This window comes from Jatrophihabitans sp., assembly GCF_036000465.1.
Taxonomy (GTDB): Bacteria; Actinomycetota; Actinomycetes; order Mycobacteriales; family Jatrophihabitantaceae; genus Jatrophihabitans.
This window is the reverse complement of sequence record NZ_DASYFV010000067.1, coordinates 1-18,051: the sequence shown is the minus strand read 5'-3', so window position 1 is coordinate 18,051 and position 18,051 is coordinate 1. Positions and strand designations below refer to the sequence as shown.

The following is an 18,051-nucleotide window of genomic DNA, read 5'->3' as shown; positions in this document are numbered from 1 at the left end:
CCCCCATGCCCGACGAGAGCCCGATCGACGAGTTCCTGGCGACGGTGCGCCGCTTCATCCGGGGTCAGGTCGTGCCCCTGGAGGCGCAGATCGACGAGACCGACGAGATTCCCGAGTCGATCCGCAAGACCGTCCGCGACCTGGGTCTGTACGGCTTCGCCATCCCCGAGGAGCACGGCGGCCTCGGGCTGTCGATGGTCGACGAGGTGCGGCTGGTCTTCGAACTGGGGTACACGACCCCGGCCCTGCGCTCGCTCGTCGGCACCAACAACGGCATCGCCGGCCACACCCTGATGACCGGCGGGTCGGACGAGCAGCGGGCCGAGTGGCTGCCCAAGCTCGCCTCGGGCGAGATCGTCGCGTCCTTCGCGTTGACCGAGGAGAGCGCCGGCTCCGACCCGTCCCGGCTGCGGACGGCGGCCCGGCGGGACGGCGACGGGTGGGTGATCAACGGTGCGAAGCGCTACATCACCAACGCGCCGAGCGCCGACGTGTTCATGGTCTACGCGCGCACCGATCCCGACGCCGCTCCGGCCAAGGGCATCTCGACCTTCCTGGTGCCGAGCAGCACGCCCGGGCTGACCGTCGGGCCGCGGGACCACAAGATGGGTCAGCTCGGCGCGTGGACGGCCGACGTCCACCTCGACGACGTCCGGGTGCCCGACTCGGCGATGATCGGCGGCCCGGCCGGGCTCGACTCCGGCTACCTGACCGCAATGCAGAGCCTGGCCCACGGTCGCATCGGCATCGCGGCGCTGTGCGTCGGCATGGCCGAGCGGCTCGTGGACGAGACGGTGTCCTACGCCGCCACCCGCGAGCAGGGCGGCAGCGTCATCGGCGAGTACCAGCTGATCCAGGGCCTGGTCGCCGACACCGTCACCGACTACCGCGCCGCTCGCAGCCTCGTCCTCGACGTCGCCCGCGACTTCGACGCCGGCACCGACCAGCGCATGGGACCGGCCTGCGCGAAGCTGTTCGCCTCCGAGGCGGTCGGGCGCATCGCCGACCGGGCCGTGCAGGTGCACGGCGGGGCGGGCTACATGCGGGGCGTGGCCGTCGAGCGGTTCTACCGCGACGCCCGGCTGTTCCGCATCTACGAGGGGACGAGCCAGATCCAGCAGGTGATCATCGCGAAGCAGGCGCTGCGCGGCGCGCGCTGAGCCGCCGCCACACCGGCGGCGCGGCGCTGAGCAGCAGGACGAGCACCACGGCGGCGACGATGCCCTGCCACGGCTCGGGGAAGATCGACCGGCCGGCCAGCCCGATCGCGGCGTAGACGGCCGCCCACAGCGCCGCCGCGGCGAGATCGGCGCTGACGTAGCGCCGGAACGAGTACCCGCCGAGCGCGGCGCCGAGCAGCACCGGCACGCGCCCCCCGGGCACCAGCCGGGACAGCAGCAGGGTTCGCAGTTCGCGCTGCTCGATCTGCAACCGGAACCGGTCGAGCGCGTCGGCCCGCGCGTCGTCGCGCAGCCACCGCACCCGGCGGGCCAGACCGTCACCGGCCAGACGCAGGACGGCGTAGGTGACGAGGTCGCCGACGTAGGCGCCGGCCGCACCGACGAGCACGACGACCGGCAGCAGCACGAGGTGGTCCGACGAGGCGAGCACCGCGGCGACGCTCACCGCCGCCCCGGTCGGCACCACCGGCACGACCGCCCCGAACGCGACCACGCCGAACAGCCCGGCCAGGTAGGCGATGTCGAAGCCGTTCACAGCGTGACCGCCCTGCCCGGGGCGAGCACGTGCGCGATCGCGTCGACGTCCGATTGCCGCAGGGCCGTGGCGAAGCGGTCGCCGGGGCGGCGGAACTTGTGCTCGAACTGACCGGTCGACAGGTGCCGCAGCCCGGCCGGCCAGAACGTGCCGTAGTGCACCGGCACGGCGTCGTGGGCGCCGACGCGGCCCACGGCCTCGGCCGCCTGCTCGGGGTCGAGGTGGTGCGGCCCGAGCGTCGGGCCCCAGCCGCCGACCGGCACGACCGCGACGTCGACCGGGCCGATCGCGTCGAGCCCGTCGAACAGCCCGGTGTCGCCGGCGAACCACACCGACCGGTCGTCGCGGCGCAGCACGTAGCCGAGGGCGGGGGCGTGGAAGCGCGAGACCCCGTGGCGCCGGCCGTCGTGGTGCGCCGGCACCGCGGTGATCTCCACGTCGCCGACGCGCACCGACTCCCCCGCCTCCACCTCCTCGACGCGGGTGGCCAGTTCGGGCGCGGCGCGGGCGAGCAGCCGGGCCGCGCCGGCGGGAGCGATGATGCGAGTCGGGGCCGCGAGCATCCGCAGGGACGGCACGTGCAGGTGGTCGGCGTGCAGGTGCGACACGAGCACGACGTCGGCCCCGACCGACTCGGGTGGCGGCGGCGCGGACCCGTGCCGGCGCAGGTGGGCGATCCGCTCGGTGAGCACCGGGTCGGTGAGCACCCGCACCGCCCCGAGCTCGATCGTCGTGGTGGCATGCCCCCACCAGCTGATCCTCACGTCGGCACCGGTGCGGGCTCGCCCGCGCGGATCGGGGTGTCGCCCGGGCGCAGCCCGAGCGTGCGCAACCGTTCGAGCAGGGCAGCGTGCACCTGCTCGCCCGACAGCGCCCCGCCGTGGTGCGGGCCCGCCGGCAGCGCCGGCCAGCTGCTCGGCACCAGCAGCACGGCCGCCGTCTGGTCGCCACCGAGCCCGCCGTGCGAGCCCACGAGTTCCTCGAACGCGGCGACCTCGCCGGTGCCGGCGTCGAAGCGGCCGAGCGCGACGATGTCGCCGACGTGGTCGCGGGCGTCGAGCGCGTAGAGGTCGCGCGCGGCATCAGGGCCGTACGCGATCAGCGGGTCGTCACCCTCACCACCAACGGCACCGTCGGCGGTCAGCACCCGCCGGCCGCGCGCGCCGATGGCGAGCAGACCGTCGCCCGAACGCACCATCACGACGCCGATGCCGGGATGGGTCGCGAGTCCGGTCACGAGCCCGGGCCGGTCGGTCTCGATGGTGTCGAGCCCGGCCCGGCCCGCGTGCCCGGGCAGGTAGATGTGGGCGAGGCTGCCCGCCGCGGAGACCACCGGCGCTCCGGCGGCGCGCGCGACCGGAGGCTTCGGCCCGAGGGCGACGCTCAGCTGCTCGCGTCCGGTGCCCGGCGCCGCACGCCGGGCGCGGCGCCTCGCCAGGCTGCCGATGCCCGCCCCGGCCGAGCGGGCCGCGCTGGTGAGCAGCAGGTTCGCGGTGCCGTAGCGCTCGGGCTCGTCGTCTCCGGCGCGGCCCGCGGTCGCGTCGTCGTCGGGGTCGGGGTCGACGGTCAGCGCGGCCACGACCTCCTCGACCGTCCGCCCGTCGAGGTGCGCGAACGGCTCGCCCTGCGCCTGCCCGTGATCGGAGACGACGACGATCTCGTAGCGCCGGTTCGTCTCGGCCGCGACCTCCTCGAGGAAGCGCAGAACGCGGTCGAGGCCGTCGAGCGAGCGCATCGACTCGGGGCGGCTGGGACCGGCGTGGTGGGCGATCTCGTCGTAGTCGACGAAGTCGACGAACACGACCGGCCGGCCGGCCGCCATCTGCTCGGCGACGATCGAGACGTTGAGGTCGTGCAGCAGCGACGTCGTGAGCGCGCGCAGCAGGGCGAACACGCGGCTGCGCCCGACCCGTGGCCGCACGTCGCGGCGGCGCTGTCGTCGGGCCTGGTAGCGCTCGAGGACGACCTGGCCGGCGAACACGACCGTGGCCCGCAGGAAGCCGCTCGAGGACGCCGCGAACGACGCGAAGCCGCGGTCGGAGCGGTCGGGCAGGCGGGCGTCGCTCATCGTCAGGATCCGGGTCGGGGCGTCGCCGGAGAACAGGTTCGAGACGCTGACGCCGCCGTCGGCGAGCAACCCCCGGCCGGTCGAGATGCGCTGCTGGATCAGTTGGGCGTCGGCCGGCCGGTTGGCCACGAGGTGCTGGCCGCTCTCCTTCTCGTACCAGCGGAACGACGGGACGGCGCGACAGTCGCCGTGCAGCAGCACGGCCTGGCCGGCCGGGGTGGTCGCCGGGAGGCCGGTGTGCCACCCGTACCCGCGATGGGTGCCGTCGCGCAGCCACCGCGACAGTGTCGGCACCGCGCCGCCGACCACGGCCTGCCGCAGCAGCGCCTGCCCGACCCCGTCGAGCTGGACGATCACCAGCCCGGGCTCGCCCTGCGCGCAGTCGGGATCGGCCCGCCGCCGGTGCGCGATGCGCACCACCCGCCCGAGCACCTGGCCGAGGAAGACGTCCTGGCTGCCGGCGTCGAGCAGCCAGTTCACCGCCGCGGCGATGACGGCAGCGAGCCAGGCCGCCCCGACGACGCGGGAGAACGTCGAGATGTGGACGTCGGGCGCGATGCTGATCGCGACCGCGAGCACGACGCCCTGGGCGAAGACGCCGACGAGCAGCAGCCCGAACGAGCCGAGCAGGACGGTGAGCCCGAGCAGCAGCGGCCGCAGCACCAGCCCGACGCCGAACACGACGAGCACCAGCACGACCACCGCGAACGGACCGGTCGACTGGCGTCCGGGCAGCACGTACAGCGTGACGCCGAGGGCGACGAACGACGTCGCCATCGAGCGCAGCAGGCCGACGAGCGTGGCCCCGGTCGGGCGCCACGACATCACCAACCGGCGACCGATCGCGATCCGTCGCCGCACCGACCGGTTGATCAAATCCCCGGGCTCCTCGAGGTTGCGTCCGCTCTCCCGTCGAGGTTACTGACCGGCCCGGCGGCGCCCCTCGTCGAAGAAGTCCCACACGTCGTCGATGGTGGCGAGCTCGGCCATCGGCGCCGCGCGACCGAACGGCGCGTTCCAGTACGGGTCGTCGGGAACCGGGTCGACACCGACGTAGGCGTAGGGCTCGGCGAGGTCGGCGTCGCCGGGCGAGACGCCGAAGTTCACCTCGCCGACCCGCACGCCGACATCGAAGTGCTCGGGCCACAGCACCGGCTCGACGCCGGGGGCGAGCAACCGCAGGGCGGCGTCACCGCGGGCGTAGGCGTCGGCGATGAGCCGGGCCGCGCCGGGGTCGACCTCGAGCACGTCGTCCGGCCCGAGCCCGCCGCCGTCGCCGTACACGCCGGCCGGGGCCCCGACCTCGACCCCGCAGGCCGCGGCCAGCTCGCGGGCCGTGCGACCGCTGATCGGGTGCACCGTCGCGCCGTGCACGACGGTGTCGCCGACGACGGCCAGCGCCGGCTCGGCCCAGGTGCGGAATCCGCCGGGCGCGACCCGCAGCCTGATCGTCCCGCTCGCGCGGTACTGCGGCCCGGCCAGCACGTGCTCGGCCACCGCATGCAGGGCGCGGCGGGTGCGCCCGATGCCGTCGTCGGTCATCACGTCTCCTTCTCCGGCCGGTCCGCCCGCCACGACCGGAAGGCGTCCCGGAGCTGATCGCGCGACTGCGGCGAGATGGGGTCCAGCGTGACGCGTCCGAGCAGCCGGGACGACACCCGGATCTGGTCGAGGTAGCGGGCGCAGCCGGGACACACCGCGACATGCTGGTCGAAGCGGGCTCGCGCGTCCGCGGCCAAGCGGTCCTCGAGGTACTCGGTCACGAGTTCGACGAACTCGCGACACGTGATGCCGCCGAAGTCCACGCCGTCCCACGTGCTCATCGGCCTGCGCTCGCTGCGCTCGGTCCGGCCGCCGAAGGACTTCTGTGCCCGTGATTCCCCCCGCCGGCGTCGCTCATGACGCCCGCCCGAAGTAGCCCGCGAGCGCCTCGCGGATGCGGGCCCGGCCGCGGTGCAGCAGCACGCGCTGGTTGGCCGCGGTGAGCTCGAGCAGCGCGCACACCTCGTCGGAGTCGTAGCCCTCGACGTCACGCAACGAGACGACGATCCGCTGCTGCTCGGGCAGCCGGTCGAGCTCGCGCCGCACGAGGTCGAGCGCCTCGCCCGACAGCAGCCGGCGCTCGGGCGAATCGCGCCACGGCATGGGGAAGCGCACCCAGTGCCCGGGCCATTCCTCCCCGGCGCCCTGGAAGCGATCCGGGCGCACCCCGGGCTCGTCGCGGAGGTCGACCGGCGTGCTGCGCTTCTCGCGCACCCCGCGCGTCTTCGCGATGTTGACCAGGACGCGGAACAGCCACGTGCGCAGGCTCGAGCGCCCCTCGAACCCGTCGATGCCCTTGAGCAGCGCGAGCCAGGTGTCCTGGACGACGTCCTCGGCCACCTCGCGGGAGGCGACGTGGGCGCGCGCGACGGCGAGCATCGACGGGCTGTGACGGTCGACCAACTCGACGAACGCCCGCTCGTCGCCCGACCGCAGCCGGTCGACCAGGTCGTCGTCGGGACTGCTCACCGGCACCTCCGGCGCCCACCGTATGGGCGGCGGGGCCGGGCGCAGAAGGACCGGGAGCGGGCTGTACGCAACGCGTAATGCGTCGATCAGCGGTACTCGGGGTTCTCGTAGTCGAAGCGACATCCGGCATCCCACTCCGAACGCTGGTTCCCGTGCGCCGGGATGCCCCCGGCATCCTTGAGCAGCCGGGCGAGGTGGATGAGGTTCCACGTCATGAACGTGGTGTTGCGGTTGGTGAAGTCGTTCTCCGGGCCGCCCGATCCGGGATCGAGGTAGGACGGCCCCGGACCGGCCTCGCCGATCCAGCCGGCGTCGGCCTGCGGCGGGATCGTGTAGCCGATGTGCTGCAACGTGTAGAGAACGTTCATCGCGCAGTGCTTGATGCCGTCCTCGTTGCCGGTGATGAAGCAGCCGGCGACCCGGCCGTAGTAGAGGTACTGGCCGGCGCCGTTGAGCAGGTGCGAGCCGCCGTAGAGCCGCTCGTGCACCTGCTTCATGATCGAGCTGTTGTCGCCGAGCCAGATCGGGCCGGCCAGCACGAGGATGTCGGCGGCCAGCACCTTCTCGAAGATCGCGGGCCAGTCGTCGGTGGCCGCGCCGTGCTCGCGCATGTCGGGCCAGACGCCGGTGGCGATGTCGTGGTCGATCGCCCGCACGATGTCCACGCCGATGCCGTGCTCGCGCATGATGTGCGCGCTCGCGTCGACCAGGCCTTGGGTGTTGCTCGGCTCGGGCGAGCGCTTGAGCGTGCAGTTGATGAACAGCGCCCTGAGGTCGCTGTAGTCGGGCAGGGTCGTCATCGTGGGGCCTTTCGGTGTGGAGGGTGCGGGGTCGAACTGGTCACGGCGCTCGACCCGCGATGCCGGTGGCGCCGCAGATCCGGGCGTAGTCGGCCCAGTCAGGGTCGTGCGGGGTGGTGGGCCAGACCGGCCGGCCGGCCGCGAACTGCGCGGCCGTCGGCCTCGACCGCGCGCACGCGTCCCTCGTCCGGGAGGTCGCCGTCCGCCACCCGGTGCCAGGTCGATGCCATGACCGCTCCCCGCTCGTCGTGCCGTCTCGCAGCACAGTGCGTTCGGGGTGGCGCAGCGTTACACGCCTCGGGTCAGGCGGTCCGCGCGACCCCGAGCGAGACGGCGCCGGAGAATCTGGGTCCGTCGAGGTAGAACCTGTCGAGCTCGGTGATCTCGAAGCCGGCGCCGATCACCAGCTCGACGATGGGGCGGGAGAACGTGCAGCCGCCGGCCAGGCGCCTCTCGATCGGGTCGAGACGGTGCTGCCAGCGCTGCACCTTCGGATCGGGGGCGAGGCCGTGTTCGAGGAAGTGCAGCGTCGCGCCCGGCCGCAGCACGCGGCGCATCTCGTGCAGCGCGGCGGTCACGTCGGGGATGGTGCACAGCGTCCACGTCGACAGCGCGGCGTCGAAGGTGTCGTCGCCGAAGGGCAGCGCCTGCCCGTCGAGCCCGGCGCGGCGCACCGGCATGCTCGCGGCGGCCACCCGGCCCGCGGCCAGCTTCCAGGCGAGCTCCGACGGCTCGATGACCGTCGCCCGCGTGACCGCGTCGGGGTAGTGGGCCACGTTCAGCCCGGAGCCGAACCCGATCTCGATGATGTCCCCGGCCAGCCCCGCGCAGGCGCGTTCGCGCAGCCGGCGCATCGACTTCATCCCGCACGTCCTGTCGATGATGCGCGGCAGGATCCGTTCGGCGTACAACCCCACGGCCAGCTCCCGGCGGTCAGTCCAGGCGGAACCGCGACGATAGCGCGTATCGCAGCAGCACGACGTCGCCTGTGCGTCGCACGTCGGCCGGCGTGGCCCCGACCTGGCCGATGGACCCGTTCCGGGACCGGCTCCTCGCGGCCTACCGCTGGTCGGCCGCAGCCGGGGCGGCGCGGCGGTCGCGGGTGCTCGTCGCGACCACCGCGCCGGTCCCGTCCGGCCCCACCAGTGTGACGAGGTCGGCCGCGCTGCGGCATCCCGCATCGGATCGACGTTCAACATCAACTCGGACCACGGGCATTGGTGCACCAGCACTACCTCGGCGGTTCGGGGCCGTCCGGGTCACGGTATTTTCCTCGGGTGACTGCCGACGCCGGGGACCCGACCCCGACCGAAGTCCTGATCATCGACGACCACCGGATGCTGGCCGAGGCGCTCGCCATCGTGCTCGACAGCGAGGACGATCTGCACGTGGTCGGCGTGGCCGCCAGCCTGGCCGAGGGGCTCAAGGTGGTCCGCTCGCGGCGCGTCGACGTCGTGCTGCTCGACTACCGGCTGCCCGATGCGAGCGGGCTCGACGGCGTCGCGATGATCCGCGAGATCTCGCCCGACGCGGCCGTCATCATGATCACCGCGGTCGAGGACGAGGGCCTGCTGCTCGCCGCCGTCGAGGCCGGGTGCGCCGGTTTCGTCGCCAAGTCGGCCGACCTGCGCCAGATCCACGTGGCGGTCAAGCACGCCGCCGCCGGCGAGGCGGCGATCCAGCCCAAGCTGCTGGCCAGCCTGCTCGGCCGACTCGCCCGGCGCCGCTCGGAACTGCCGCACGACCTCACCCCGCGCGAGCGTGAGGTGCTCGTGCACATCAGCCAGGGGCTGAGCAACGCCGAGATCGCCGAGCGTCTGGTGCTGTCGGTCAACACGATCCGCAACCACGTCCAGTCGCTGCTCGGCAAGCTGGGCGCGCACTCGAAGCTCGAGGCCGCCGCCATCGGCGTCCGCGAGGGCCTGATCGACCCGCACAGCCGGCTCGGCACCGACGCGCGCCCGCGCTGACTCCCCGCCGTCGCGGCGCTGGTTCATTTGAACCACGCGGCCTGATCCCGCGTGATCTTTCCCGCCCCCGAGGCCGCTGACGACGATGGGCCCACGGATCCGTCCGAGGGGAGTACACGCTGACCACCCTGCGGATAGTGCTGGCCGACGACGATCAGTCGGTCCGCGCCGCCGTCGCCGACGAGCTCGACAGCGACGGCCGGTTCACGGTGGTCGCCGAGGCCGCGACGGCCGACGACGCCGTCATCCACGCCGAGGCCCAGCGGCCCGACGTCGTCCTGCTCGACGTCCGGATGCCCGGCGGCGGGGTCGACGCCGCCCGGCGCATCTTCGACCTCTCCGGCCCGACCACGGTGGCCGTGCTCTCCGGGAGCCTGGACGGCCCGACCGTCGGCGCGCTGCTCCGGCACGGGGTGCGCGGCATGTTCCTCAAGGGCCACGCCGGCCCGTCCCTGGCCGAGGACCTGTTCCGGTGCCACGCCGGCGAGGTCATCCTGTCGACCCCCGCCGCCGCCGCCGCGGTGCGGGCGCTGATCGCCGCCGACTGATCCGGGTCCACCGTTTAGGCTTCCGCGCGGGAGGCCGGAGATGACCACGGAATCGGCACGCGCCGTCGACATCGAGGAAGCGCTGCGCCGCGCCGGCGACGGCGTGGTCATCCTCGACCGCGACTGGGTCTGCGTGTTCGCCAACCCCGCTGCCGCCCGGCTCGTCGGCCTCTCCCTCGACCGGCTGGTCGGCCACCACTCGTGGGAGGACTTCCCGTTCCTGGTCGGCACCGACGTCTACCAGGCCTACCTGCAGGCGATGTCCGTGCAGCGGGTGCAGCAGTTCGACGAGTACTTCCCGGGCCTGGACGTCTGGTGCGAGGTGCGGGCCTACCCCTCGCCCGAGGGCCTCACCGTCGTCTTCCGCGACATCACCCGGGACCGGCGCTCGCGCGACGAGCGCCTGCGGGCCGAGAGCGACGCCGCGGCGAACCACGCCGACCGCGCCCTGTTCGAGGCCGTCGTCGAGGCCTCCCCCGACTTCGTCGGCATGGCCGAGATCGACGGCGCGGTCCGCTACGTCAACCCGGCCGGACGGGCGTTGACCGGGGCCGGCGACGCGGACGACCTGTCCTACCTGCAGGTCCGCGACTTCCAGACCGACGCCGGGCGCAGGGTCTTCCAGGAGGACCGGCTGCCCGCGCTCACCGGCGGCCAGCGCATCTGGGTCGGGCCGTCCGAGCTGCCGCGCCTCGACGGCGGCGCGCCCGTACCGGTCAGGCTGTCGGCGTTCCTGATCGCCGATCCGGCCTCGGGCGAACCGTCGTTCCTGGCGACCATCCAGCGCGATGCCCGCCCCCAACTCGCCGTCGCCGAGCGGCTGCGCGCCGCGGCGGAGGACCGGCGCGCCCTGCTCGACCGGGTCGTCGCGGTGCAGGAGAGCCAGCGCAGCCGCATCGCCGACGACATCCACGATGACCCGGTGCAGGCCCTGGCCGCGATCGACCTCCGGCTCGGCATCGTCGAGCGCACGGTCCGCGCCGACGCCCCCGAGTTCGTCGACCAGGTCGCGGCCGTCCGGCAGTCGGTCACCGACGCGTCCGACCGGTTGCGCCACCTGCTGCGCGAGCTCGAGGCGCCCCCGCTGGACACCAGCCTCCTCGACGGCATCCATGCGGTCGTCGGCCGCGCCCTCTACGGCTCGCAGGTGCGCAGCGAAGTCGTCGGCGACCCCGCCGTGACGCTGCCGGACCCCGAACGGATCCAGGCGCTGCGCGGGGTGCGCGGCGCTGTGCTCGCCTGCCGCCTGCACGGCGACGTGCGGTCGGTGACGGTCCGCGTGGCCGAGGCGGACGACGGGGTGGTGATCGACGTCCAGGACGACCGGTCAGGGCCCACCCCGGAGCCGGAAGGGGACGGTGATCGGGTGCGCCTGGCCGCGGAACTCGTCGGCGGCTGGTGCCGGATCGACGACACGGCCGCCGGTCGGTCGGTGCGACTCTGGTTCCCCAGACTGTGAGCGACGAAGAAGCGGACGGGAAAGCACAGGCTTCGCCAGGCGCACCCTTTCCAGCGCCGGTGAACGGGCCGACCACCTACGGCAGCCCCGATCTCGCGGCCGCCCTGCGCCGGGTGACCGACGGGATCGCCTCGGTGAACGCCGACTGGCGTTGCTCCTACATCAACGACGTCGGCGCCGCGATGATCGGACGCACGCCGTCCGAGGTCATCGGCCGCGACATCTGGACGATCTTTCCCGAGGCCCTCGGCACGGCGTTCGAGACCGCGTTCACCGACGCGCTGCGGCACCAGCAGGCGGTGGAGTTCGAGGAGTACCTCGAGCCCGTCGGCCGCTGGTTCTCACTGAGGGTCTTCCCGTCGCACGACGCGATCACCCTCTACTTCCGCGACGTCACCGAGGTGCGGGCGGCCGAGGCGGCCCAGCAGCAGGCCGCCCGCGAACTGGCCGAGGCCTACGCGCAGCGCGCGCGGTTCCGCGCCCTGCTCGACGCGTCCGAGGACTACATCGGCATCGCCGATCTCGAGGGCCGCGCGCTGTATCTGAACCCGGGCGGGCGCGCGCTCGTCGGTTTGTCCCCCGAAAGCGACATCCGCACGCTCACGATCCGCGACCTGCTGCCGCCGCAGTGGGTGGAGCAGGCCATGACCGTCGAGGTGCCGGCGATCCGGCGTGACGGCTCGTGGTCGGGCGAGCACGAGTTGCTCGACCACCGCGGCGGGCCGCCGATCCCGGTGCGGGTGTCCAGCTTCCTGCTGCGCGACCCCGACACCGGGCGGCCGGTCGCGCTCGCGACCGTCCAGCGCGACATCCGCGACGAGCGCGCGGCCAACGAGCGCCTGCGCCGCGTCGCCGAACAGCGCCGACTGCTCGCGGCCCGGCTGGTCGCCGAGCACGACGACGAGCGGGCCCGCATCGCCGCCGAGGTGCAGGCCGACGCCGTCGAGCGGATGACCGACCTGAGCAGCGAGTTCGAGCAGTTGCAGCAGCAGTTGCAGGGCGCGGTGCCCGAGCTCGAGGAGACGATGGGGCAGCTCGGCGACGCGCTCGCCGGCACGATCGAGCGGCTGCGCGACCTGCTGTTCGACCTCGAACCCGACGACGTCGAACGCTCCCTCGCCGACGGGCTACGCACCGTGATCGCGCACGTTTTCGAGCACGCGCCGGTGCACTGCGAGCTGACCCCGGCGGCCGCGGCCGACCTGGCGCCCCAGCAACGCTCGCACGCGCTGCGGATCGCCCGCGAGGCGCTGAACAACGCCCGCGCGCACGCTCGGGCGAGCCGGCTCGAGGTCAGCGCCGTGGCCCGCGACGGCGGGGTCGAGGTGTCGGTCGTCGACGACGGTGTCGGGTTCGATCCCGCCCGCGAGTCCCGACCGGGCCACCGCGGCCTCGTCGCCATGCGCGACCGTGCCGAGATCGCCGGCGGTCGGTTCGAGGTGCGGCCCGCACCACCGCACGGCACCGCGGTCGTCTTCTGGCTGCCGGCCGAGCCGCCCGACCCGCGCTGAGGCCGGTCAGCGTCCGGATTCGACGCGGGTCTTCAGGCCGTCGGTCGCGGCCGTCACCGCCCGGCTCATGACGCGACGCACGATGATGCCGGGCATCGGGACGATCGGATCGATGGTGAGTTCGTAGCGCACGTGCGAGCCGTGCCGCCCGTCCTTGGTGATGACGTAGCTGCCGTGCTGGTTCTTCTGCTGACCCGACGACACGAGCGTCCAGCTCAGCCCGTCGGCGCGCCAGTCGTAGTCGAGAACCTGCTCGTCCGACAGGCCGGCGGCCGCCACGGTCATCGTCGCCCGCTTCGGACGCCCGTGCGGATCGACGTCCTGGATGCGAGCGCGGCGGTGCACCGACGACCACGACGGGTAGTGCTCGAGATCGGCGAGGACGTCGAGGATCTCGGCCGGGGTCGCCTCGATGTCGACGGTTGCGTTGACGGTGGCCATGCCCCGATCCCACTCCCGCCGCCGGTTGCCCGGCAGTGCCGCACGGCCCGTTCGCCCCGGGACGGGATATGCCGGCTACCTGACGATCCGCGCGCGCAGGCGCAGGGTCGACAGCGCGAGCAGCGCGACGGCCATGCCGGCCAGCACGAGCAGCGGCCGGGCGATGCTGGCCAGGTCACCGCCGCGCGAGAGCAGGGTCGTCCACGCGTCCACGGCCCACGCGTGCGGCACGACGTGCCCGACCGTACGCATCAGCGGCGTCACGATCTCGAGCGGCCACATGCAGCCGCCGAGCATGCCGAACGCGATACCGATCGCCGGACCGATCGCACCGGCCTGCTCGGGCGTGCGGAAGACGGTTCCGCTCAGCACGCCCGCGCCGGTGCCGACGAGCGCCCACACCACGACCAGGGTCGCCGCCGCGACGGGGTCGCCCCAGTGCACCCCGAACACCACCGCCCCGATGCCGACGATGAGCAGCGACTGCAGCAGCGCGAGCACCAGCGCCGCGAGCGTCTCGCCCAGCACGATCGTCCGGGCCGTGATCGGGGCCGCCATCGCACGGTCGTGGATGCCGAGCTGGCGGGCCTGGATGATCGCGGCGCCGCCGGCGAGCGCGTTGATGAACACGAACAGCACGAGCATGGTCGGGGCCGAGTAGCTGAAGCCGGCGGGCAGGGTCGAGGCACCGGTGTCGACGAGGGTGGTGTGCACGCCGACGACGGTGGTGCCCGGCTGCAAGGCGGTGGCGCGGGCCAGGCTCGCCCCGAACCCGCTGCCGTTCTGGACGCTCGCGAAGTGCGCGGCCTGCACGCGCGCCGCCTGCCGCCCCACGACCGCGGAGATCGCCGCCCCGACGGCCTGCTGATCGCTGCTCTGCACGCTCGTCAGCAGCCCGATCTGCTGGGGCCGCCCGGCCGCGAGGGCCGTGTCGTAGCCGCGTGGCAGCACGACGAGGGCGACGAGCTCCCCCCGGCGCAGCCCGGTGCGGGCCGCCGCGGCATCGGTGTAGGTCGTCGTCGTCAGCGTCGGGTCGTGCCCGAGCTCCTCGGCCAGCTGGGTCGCGAGCGGTCCGCTGCCGTCGGGGACGACCACCCCGACGCGCAGCTTGTCGAAGCCGCGGGCGGTCAGGCCGATGATCAGGATGACCACGACCGGCAGCACGACGACGAAGAACATGGCGGTGCGATCGCGGACGAGACGGCGCAGGGCAGCGGCGGTGACCGCCAGGGGCGCCGGGGTCGTCACGACGACACCGGCCGGCGGGCAAGCAGCGCGACGGCACCGGCGACCACGGCCGTGAACGCGAGGATCGCGAGGACGGGTTGCACCGCGGCCGAGGCGCCCGCCCCGCTCTGCAGATCGACGAAGCCGCGCATCGCCCAGCCGTTCGGCGTCAGCAACGCCAGCCGCCGCAGCAACTCCGGCGAGGACGACACGAAGACGAAGTTGCCGCCGAGCAGCACCAGCGCGAACGTGACGGTGGAGGCCACGCCGTCGGCCTGCCGTTCCGAACGCGCGAGGGCGGCGACGAGCGCGGTGAGCGCCGCCGCGGCCAGCACGATCGCGAACACCAGCGCCGCCGCGGCGGGCAGCGGACCCCACTGGGCGTCGAAGAACACGCTGGTCACGACGGCCATGGTGAGCAGGCTGGCCAGCCCGAAGACCAGCGTCGACAGCGCCTTGCCCGCCAGCACCTCGGCCGGGCGCACCGGGGCGGCGAGCATGCGGTCGAGGTTGCCGCTGCGCCGCTCGAGCCAGTAGCTGCGCGCCCCGAAGCCGATGCCGAAGAACATGAAGAAGATGCCCATGGACGGCGCGTAGTAGCTGATCGCGGTCAGCCGCTTGGCCCCGATGTCACCGGAGCGGGTCGAGACGGGCAGGCGCAGTCGCGCGCTCGCCGCGATCAGGTGCGCCGTCCGGGCCGCGCTGGTGCCGGTGGCGAGCGCGGTCAGCACGGACAGCCGATCGGCGTTCACCTGGGCGGCGAACGACTCGGCGAGGGCCGCGCTCACCTCGCGGGCGATCGCCTGGTCGGAGCTGCCGAGCACCTCGATGCGCGCCGTCGCGGTGCCGTGGGCTGCCGGGGTGAAGCCGAGCGGCAGGACGAACGCCGCGCCCAGCTTCTTGTCGTGCACCAGCCGGCGGGCTTCGGCCGGGGTGGCGACCGATCGCACCGTCACGACGTCGGAGAGATCAGGGCTGCGCAGCATGGCGACGAAGGCCGCACCCAGCTCGTGCCGGTCCTGATCGACCACACCGACCGTCGTGTGGAACGACCCGGCGCTGCCGAAGGCCGCGCTCATCACCGTCGCGATGAGCAGCGGGGCGAGGATGCCGAGGACGAGCGCCGAGCGGTCCCGCACCCGCTGGCGCAGGTCCTTGCGCGCGATCACGAGCGCGGCGTTCATTCGCGCAGCGCCGTCCCGGTGAGGTGCAGGAACACCGACTCCAGATCGGGCTCGGAGACCTCGATGCTGCGCACCACCGCGTCCAGGTCGGCGGTGGCGGCGAGCAGGCGGGGCAGCAGCTCGTTGCCGTCCTGCACGATCAGCTGGGCGCCGTCGGCGGTGCGGTTCGCGGTGGCCACACCCGGCACGCCGCGGCACGCGCGCACGAGGGCGTCGACGTCACCGGTGACCACCAGGTCGATGCGGTCGCGCTCGCCGACCCGGGCCACGAGCTCGCGCCGCGTCCCCTCCGCCACGAGCCGGCCGCGGTCGATGATGCCGACGCGATCGCAGAGCCGCTCGGCCTCCTCCATGTAGTGCGTGGTGTACAGGACGGCCAGCCCCTCGGCCCCGAAGGCCCGCACGCTCGTCATGATCGCGTGGCGGCTCTGCGGGTCGACCCCGACCGTCGGCTCGTCGAGCACGAGCAGGGTGGGCGAGTGCACCAGCCCGGCCCCGATGTTGAGCCGCCGCCGCATGCCGCCGGACATGTCCTCGACCCGGTCGTCGCGGCGGTCGCGCAGATCGATGAGCTCGAGCACCTCGTCCACCCGCCGGGCCAGCGCGCGCGACCCGAGCCCGTAGAGCCGGCCGAAGAAGACCAGGTTCTCCCGCGCGGTCAGATCCGGGTAGAGCGCGATGTCCTGGGGCACGTAGCCGATCAGGGCCCGCGCCCGGCGCCCGCGTCGTCCGTCGAGATCGACCCAGCCGGTGTCGGGCCGCAGCAGCCCGCAGATCATCCGGATCGTGGTCGTCTTGCCGGCGCCGTTCGGCCCGAGCAACCCGTAGGTCTCGCCCGCCGCGATCGTCAGGCTGACGTCGTCGACGGCCACGCGGTCCCCGAAGTGGCGCGACAGGTTGCGGCAGGTGAGCAGGGTGCGCCGGACGGACGAGGGGGTCGCCCGGGTCGCGGCGGACACGGTCATGGCCGCGATCGTGCTCGCCCGGCCGACCCCGTCCCAGGGCCGCTGGCCTCCCGGCGACCGGGACGTTCGACCGCGGTCGGGCCGGGCACGAGGATCAGACCGCGGACTCCGTGGCTCGCGCGGGGCGGGCGATGCGCAGGCGCAGCACGCGCTCGCTGTCGCGGGCCTCGCGCAGGTCGCGCAGCCGCCCGGTGAGCAGCATCGTGAGCGTGATGAGGCCGACCACCTCGTGCGGGCGGTGCCGGTCGACGACCGGCATCCGGTCCACCGCCCGATCGGCCATCCGGGTGGCGACGGTCCGCAGCGTCTCGTCCGGGTGCGCGGTCACCACCTCGCGGTGACCGAGGTCGGTGACCACGATGTCGCCCTTCCCGTCGTGCACGGCCGTCTCGAGCTGCGTCCGGGTCACCACGCCGACCATCCCGGCGTCGTCGTCGATGACCGGGTAGAGCATCTGCCGCCGGGCGGTGACCGTGTCGGGGCTGTTCCCGGAGATCGACGCGAGCGCCTCCTCGGCGAGGAGATGCGATTCGAAGCTGAGCAGGTCGGTGTCCATGACCTCGCCCGCGAACAGGATCTCCAGCGGGTCGACGTCGTACTCGCGCGTCAGGTGGTAGCCGCGCCGCGCGATCTTCTCGGTGAGCACCGAGCGCCTCAGCAGCAGCACCGACACGGCGTACGCGCTCGACGCGCCGATGATGAGCGGCAGCAGCGCGTCGTAGCGATGGGTGAGTTCGAGCGCGAACACGACGCCGGTGAAGGGCGAGCGCATGACTCCGCCCAGCACGCCCGCCAGCCCGACGAGGGCCCAGAAGCCGGGGCCGACCGCGGGGAAGACGTGGGCCTCGAGCGTGCCGAGCGCGCCACCGATCATGAACATCGGCGCCAGCACGCCGCCGGAGGTCCCCGAGCCGAGCGACAGCGACCAGATGAGGGTCTTGACGATCAGGATGCCGACGACGAGGCCGATGCCGATCGAACCGTCGAGCTCGGCGGCGATGACGTTGTAGCCGACGCCGAGCGCCTGGGGCACGACGAGTCCGCCGAGACCGATGATCAGCCCGCCGATCGCGGGCCACCACATCCAGTGGATCGGCAGGCGGCGGAAGGCGTCCTCGGCGGCGTAGACCAGGACGGTCGCGACCAGCGCCAGTAGCCCGGCGACGATCCCGGAGACCAGGCACAGCGCGTAGGTGCCGGCGTCGATGCGCAGCGCGCCGGGTGCCGGGAACAGCGCTCCGGCGCCGAGCAGTGGTTGCCGCACGATCGCCGCCAGGGCCACCGCGGCGGCGACCGGCACGTAGCTGCGGGGGCGCCACTCGAAGAGCAGCAGTTCGACGGCGAGCATCAGCGCGGCGAACGGCGAGTTGAAGGTGGCGGCCATACCCGCTGCCGCCCCGGCGACGAGCAGGGTCTTGCGCTCGTCGGCCGTCAGTCGCAGGAACTGCGCGAACAGCGATCCGATCGCACCGCCGGTCATGATGATCGGCCCCTCGGCGCCGAACGGTCCGCCGGTACCGATCGCGATCGCCGACGACACCGGCTTGAGCAGTGCGACCCGCGGCTGCACCTTGCTCCCGCCCAGCAGGATCGCTTCGATCGCCTCGGGCATGCCGTGCCCGCGGATCTTCTCCGAGCCGTAGCGGGCCAT

Annotated in this window: 19 protein-coding genes; 5 read left to right on the top strand and 14 right to left on the bottom strand. The window is 73.6% G+C overall.

Annotated elements, in window-relative coordinates:
* The first annotated feature begins 5 nt into the window (after positions 1-5).
* Positions 6-1,160 carry an acyl-CoA dehydrogenase family protein gene (locus VGN18_RS18650; protein ID WP_327541227.1) on the top strand — a complete coding sequence of 385 codons (1,155 nt, stop codon included), beginning with the start codon at positions 6-8 and terminating at the stop codon, positions 1,158-1,160.
* Here the strand turns inward: VGN18_RS18650 and VGN18_RS18645 are convergent.
* From VGN18_RS18645 to VGN18_RS18605, 9 genes are all read right to left on the bottom strand, one after another.
* Positions 1,126-1,716, bottom strand: a complete 591-nt coding sequence (locus tag VGN18_RS18645; RefSeq protein WP_327541226.1) for a DedA family protein — start codon at positions 1,714-1,716, stop codon at positions 1,126-1,128. The genes VGN18_RS18650 and VGN18_RS18645 overlap by 35 nt on opposite strands.
* On the bottom strand, positions 1,713-2,480 hold the full coding sequence (locus VGN18_RS18640) for an MBL fold metallo-hydrolase (RefSeq protein ID WP_327541225.1): 768 nt from the start codon (positions 2,478-2,480) through the stop codon (positions 1,713-1,715). Before VGN18_RS18640 ends, VGN18_RS18645 begins: the two co-directional genes overlap by 4 nt.
* Complete coding sequence (locus VGN18_RS18635) at positions 2,477-4,645, bottom strand: alkaline phosphatase family protein (protein ID WP_327541224.1); 2,169 nt, start codon at positions 4,643-4,645, stop codon at positions 2,477-2,479. Before VGN18_RS18635 ends, VGN18_RS18640 begins: the two co-directional genes overlap by 4 nt.
* A gap of 57 nt (positions 4,646-4,702) precedes the next feature.
* Positions 4,703-5,326, bottom strand: a complete 624-nt coding sequence (locus tag VGN18_RS18630; RefSeq protein ID WP_327541223.1) for a hypothetical protein — start codon at positions 5,324-5,326, stop codon at positions 4,703-4,705.
* Positions 5,326-5,607, bottom strand: coding sequence for an anti-sigma factor family protein (locus VGN18_RS18625; protein ID WP_327541222.1), 282 nt, complete (start codon positions 5,605-5,607; stop codon positions 5,326-5,328). The genes VGN18_RS18630 and VGN18_RS18625 overlap by 1 nt, the downstream gene beginning before the upstream one ends.
* A gap of 73 nt (positions 5,608-5,680) precedes the next feature.
* Complete coding sequence (locus VGN18_RS18620) at positions 5,681-6,295, bottom strand: RNA polymerase sigma factor (protein WP_327541221.1); 615 nt, start codon at positions 6,293-6,295, stop codon at positions 5,681-5,683.
* Positions 6,296-6,381: 86 nt separating this feature from the next.
* Positions 6,382-7,086: a flavodoxin family protein gene (locus VGN18_RS18615; RefSeq protein WP_414655072.1), complete on the bottom strand. Its 705-nt coding sequence runs from the start codon at positions 7,084-7,086 to the stop codon at positions 6,382-6,384.
* Between the two features lie 107 nt (positions 7,087-7,193).
* Positions 7,194-7,325: a hypothetical protein gene (locus VGN18_RS18610; protein WP_327541219.1), complete on the bottom strand. Its 132-nt coding sequence runs from the start codon at positions 7,323-7,325 to the stop codon at positions 7,194-7,196.
* Between the two features lie 72 nt (positions 7,326-7,397).
* Positions 7,398-8,012, bottom strand: coding sequence for a class I SAM-dependent methyltransferase (locus tag VGN18_RS18605; protein WP_327541218.1), 615 nt, complete (start codon positions 8,010-8,012; stop codon positions 7,398-7,400).
* 360 nt (positions 8,013-8,372) lie between these two features.
* Between VGN18_RS18605 and VGN18_RS18600 the strand changes: the two genes are divergently transcribed.
* From VGN18_RS18600 to VGN18_RS18585, 4 genes are all read left to right on the top strand, one after another.
* Positions 8,373-9,065, top strand: coding sequence for a response regulator transcription factor (locus VGN18_RS18600; protein ID WP_327541217.1), 693 nt, complete (start codon positions 8,373-8,375; stop codon positions 9,063-9,065).
* A gap of 137 nt (positions 9,066-9,202) precedes the next feature.
* A complete protein-coding gene (locus VGN18_RS18595) occupies positions 9,203-9,613 on the top strand; it encodes a response regulator transcription factor (RefSeq protein WP_327541216.1) in 411 nt (136 codons plus the stop codon).
* Between the two features lie 40 nt (positions 9,614-9,653).
* Positions 9,654-11,072, top strand: a complete 1,419-nt coding sequence (locus VGN18_RS18590) for a PAS domain-containing sensor histidine kinase (protein ID WP_327541215.1) — start codon at positions 9,654-9,656, stop codon at positions 11,070-11,072.
* Between the two features lie 59 nt (positions 11,073-11,131).
* A complete protein-coding gene (locus VGN18_RS18585) occupies positions 11,132-12,583 on the top strand; it encodes a PAS domain-containing sensor histidine kinase (RefSeq protein WP_327541214.1) in 1,452 nt (483 codons plus the stop codon).
* A 6-nt stretch (positions 12,584-12,589) separates the two neighbouring features.
* On the opposite strand, the gene VGN18_RS18580 is transcribed toward VGN18_RS18585, so the two are convergent.
* The 5 genes from VGN18_RS18580 to VGN18_RS18560 form a co-directional block, all read right to left on the bottom strand.
* Complete coding sequence (locus VGN18_RS18580) at positions 12,590-13,024, bottom strand: SRPBCC family protein (RefSeq protein WP_327541213.1); 435 nt, start codon at positions 13,022-13,024, stop codon at positions 12,590-12,592.
* 75 nt (positions 13,025-13,099) lie between these two features.
* Positions 13,100-14,272 (bottom strand): ABC transporter permease, encoded by a 1,173-nt coding sequence (locus VGN18_RS18575; RefSeq protein ID WP_327541212.1) that lies wholly within the window; start codon positions 14,270-14,272, stop codon positions 13,100-13,102.
* Positions 14,269-15,435: an ABC transporter permease gene (locus VGN18_RS18570; protein ID WP_327541211.1), complete on the bottom strand. Its 1,167-nt coding sequence runs from the start codon at positions 15,433-15,435 to the stop codon at positions 14,269-14,271. Before VGN18_RS18570 ends, VGN18_RS18575 begins: the two co-directional genes overlap by 4 nt.
* Complete coding sequence (locus tag VGN18_RS18565; protein ID WP_327541210.1) at positions 15,432-16,400, bottom strand: ABC transporter ATP-binding protein; 969 nt, start codon at positions 16,398-16,400, stop codon at positions 15,432-15,434. Before VGN18_RS18565 ends, VGN18_RS18570 begins: the two co-directional genes overlap by 4 nt.
* Positions 16,401-16,494: 94 nt before the next feature.
* Positions 16,495-18,051: chloride channel protein (locus VGN18_RS18560; RefSeq protein ID WP_327541209.1), on the bottom strand; the 1,557-nt coding region annotated here is incomplete at its 5' end.

Coding starts and splice junctions, on each gene's coding strand:
- VGN18_RS18650 (WP_327541227.1), top strand. CDS start 6: ATGCCCGACGAGAGCCCGATCGACGAGTTCCTGGCGACGGTGCGCCGC.
- VGN18_RS18630 (WP_327541223.1), bottom strand. CDS start 5,326: ATGACCGACGACGGCATCGGGCGCACCCGCCGCGCCCTGCATGCGGTG.
- VGN18_RS18625 (WP_327541222.1), bottom strand. CDS start 5,607: ATGAGCACGTGGGACGGCGTGGACTTCGGCGGCATCACGTGTCGCGAG.
- VGN18_RS18610 (WP_327541219.1), bottom strand. CDS start 7,325: ATGGCATCGACCTGGCACCGGGTGGCGGACGGCGACCTCCCGGACGAG.
- VGN18_RS18590 (WP_327541215.1), top strand. CDS start 9,654: ATGACCACGGAATCGGCACGCGCCGTCGACATCGAGGAAGCGCTGCGC.
- VGN18_RS18580 (WP_327541213.1), bottom strand. CDS start 13,024: ATGGCCACCGTCAACGCAACCGTCGACATCGAGGCGACCCCGGCCGAG.
- VGN18_RS18570 (WP_327541211.1), bottom strand. CDS start 15,435: ATGAACGCCGCGCTCGTGATCGCGCGCAAGGACCTGCGCCAGCGGGTG.
- VGN18_RS18565 (WP_327541210.1), bottom strand. CDS start 16,400: ATGACCGTGTCCGCCGCGACCCGGGCGACCCCCTCGTCCGTCCGGCGC.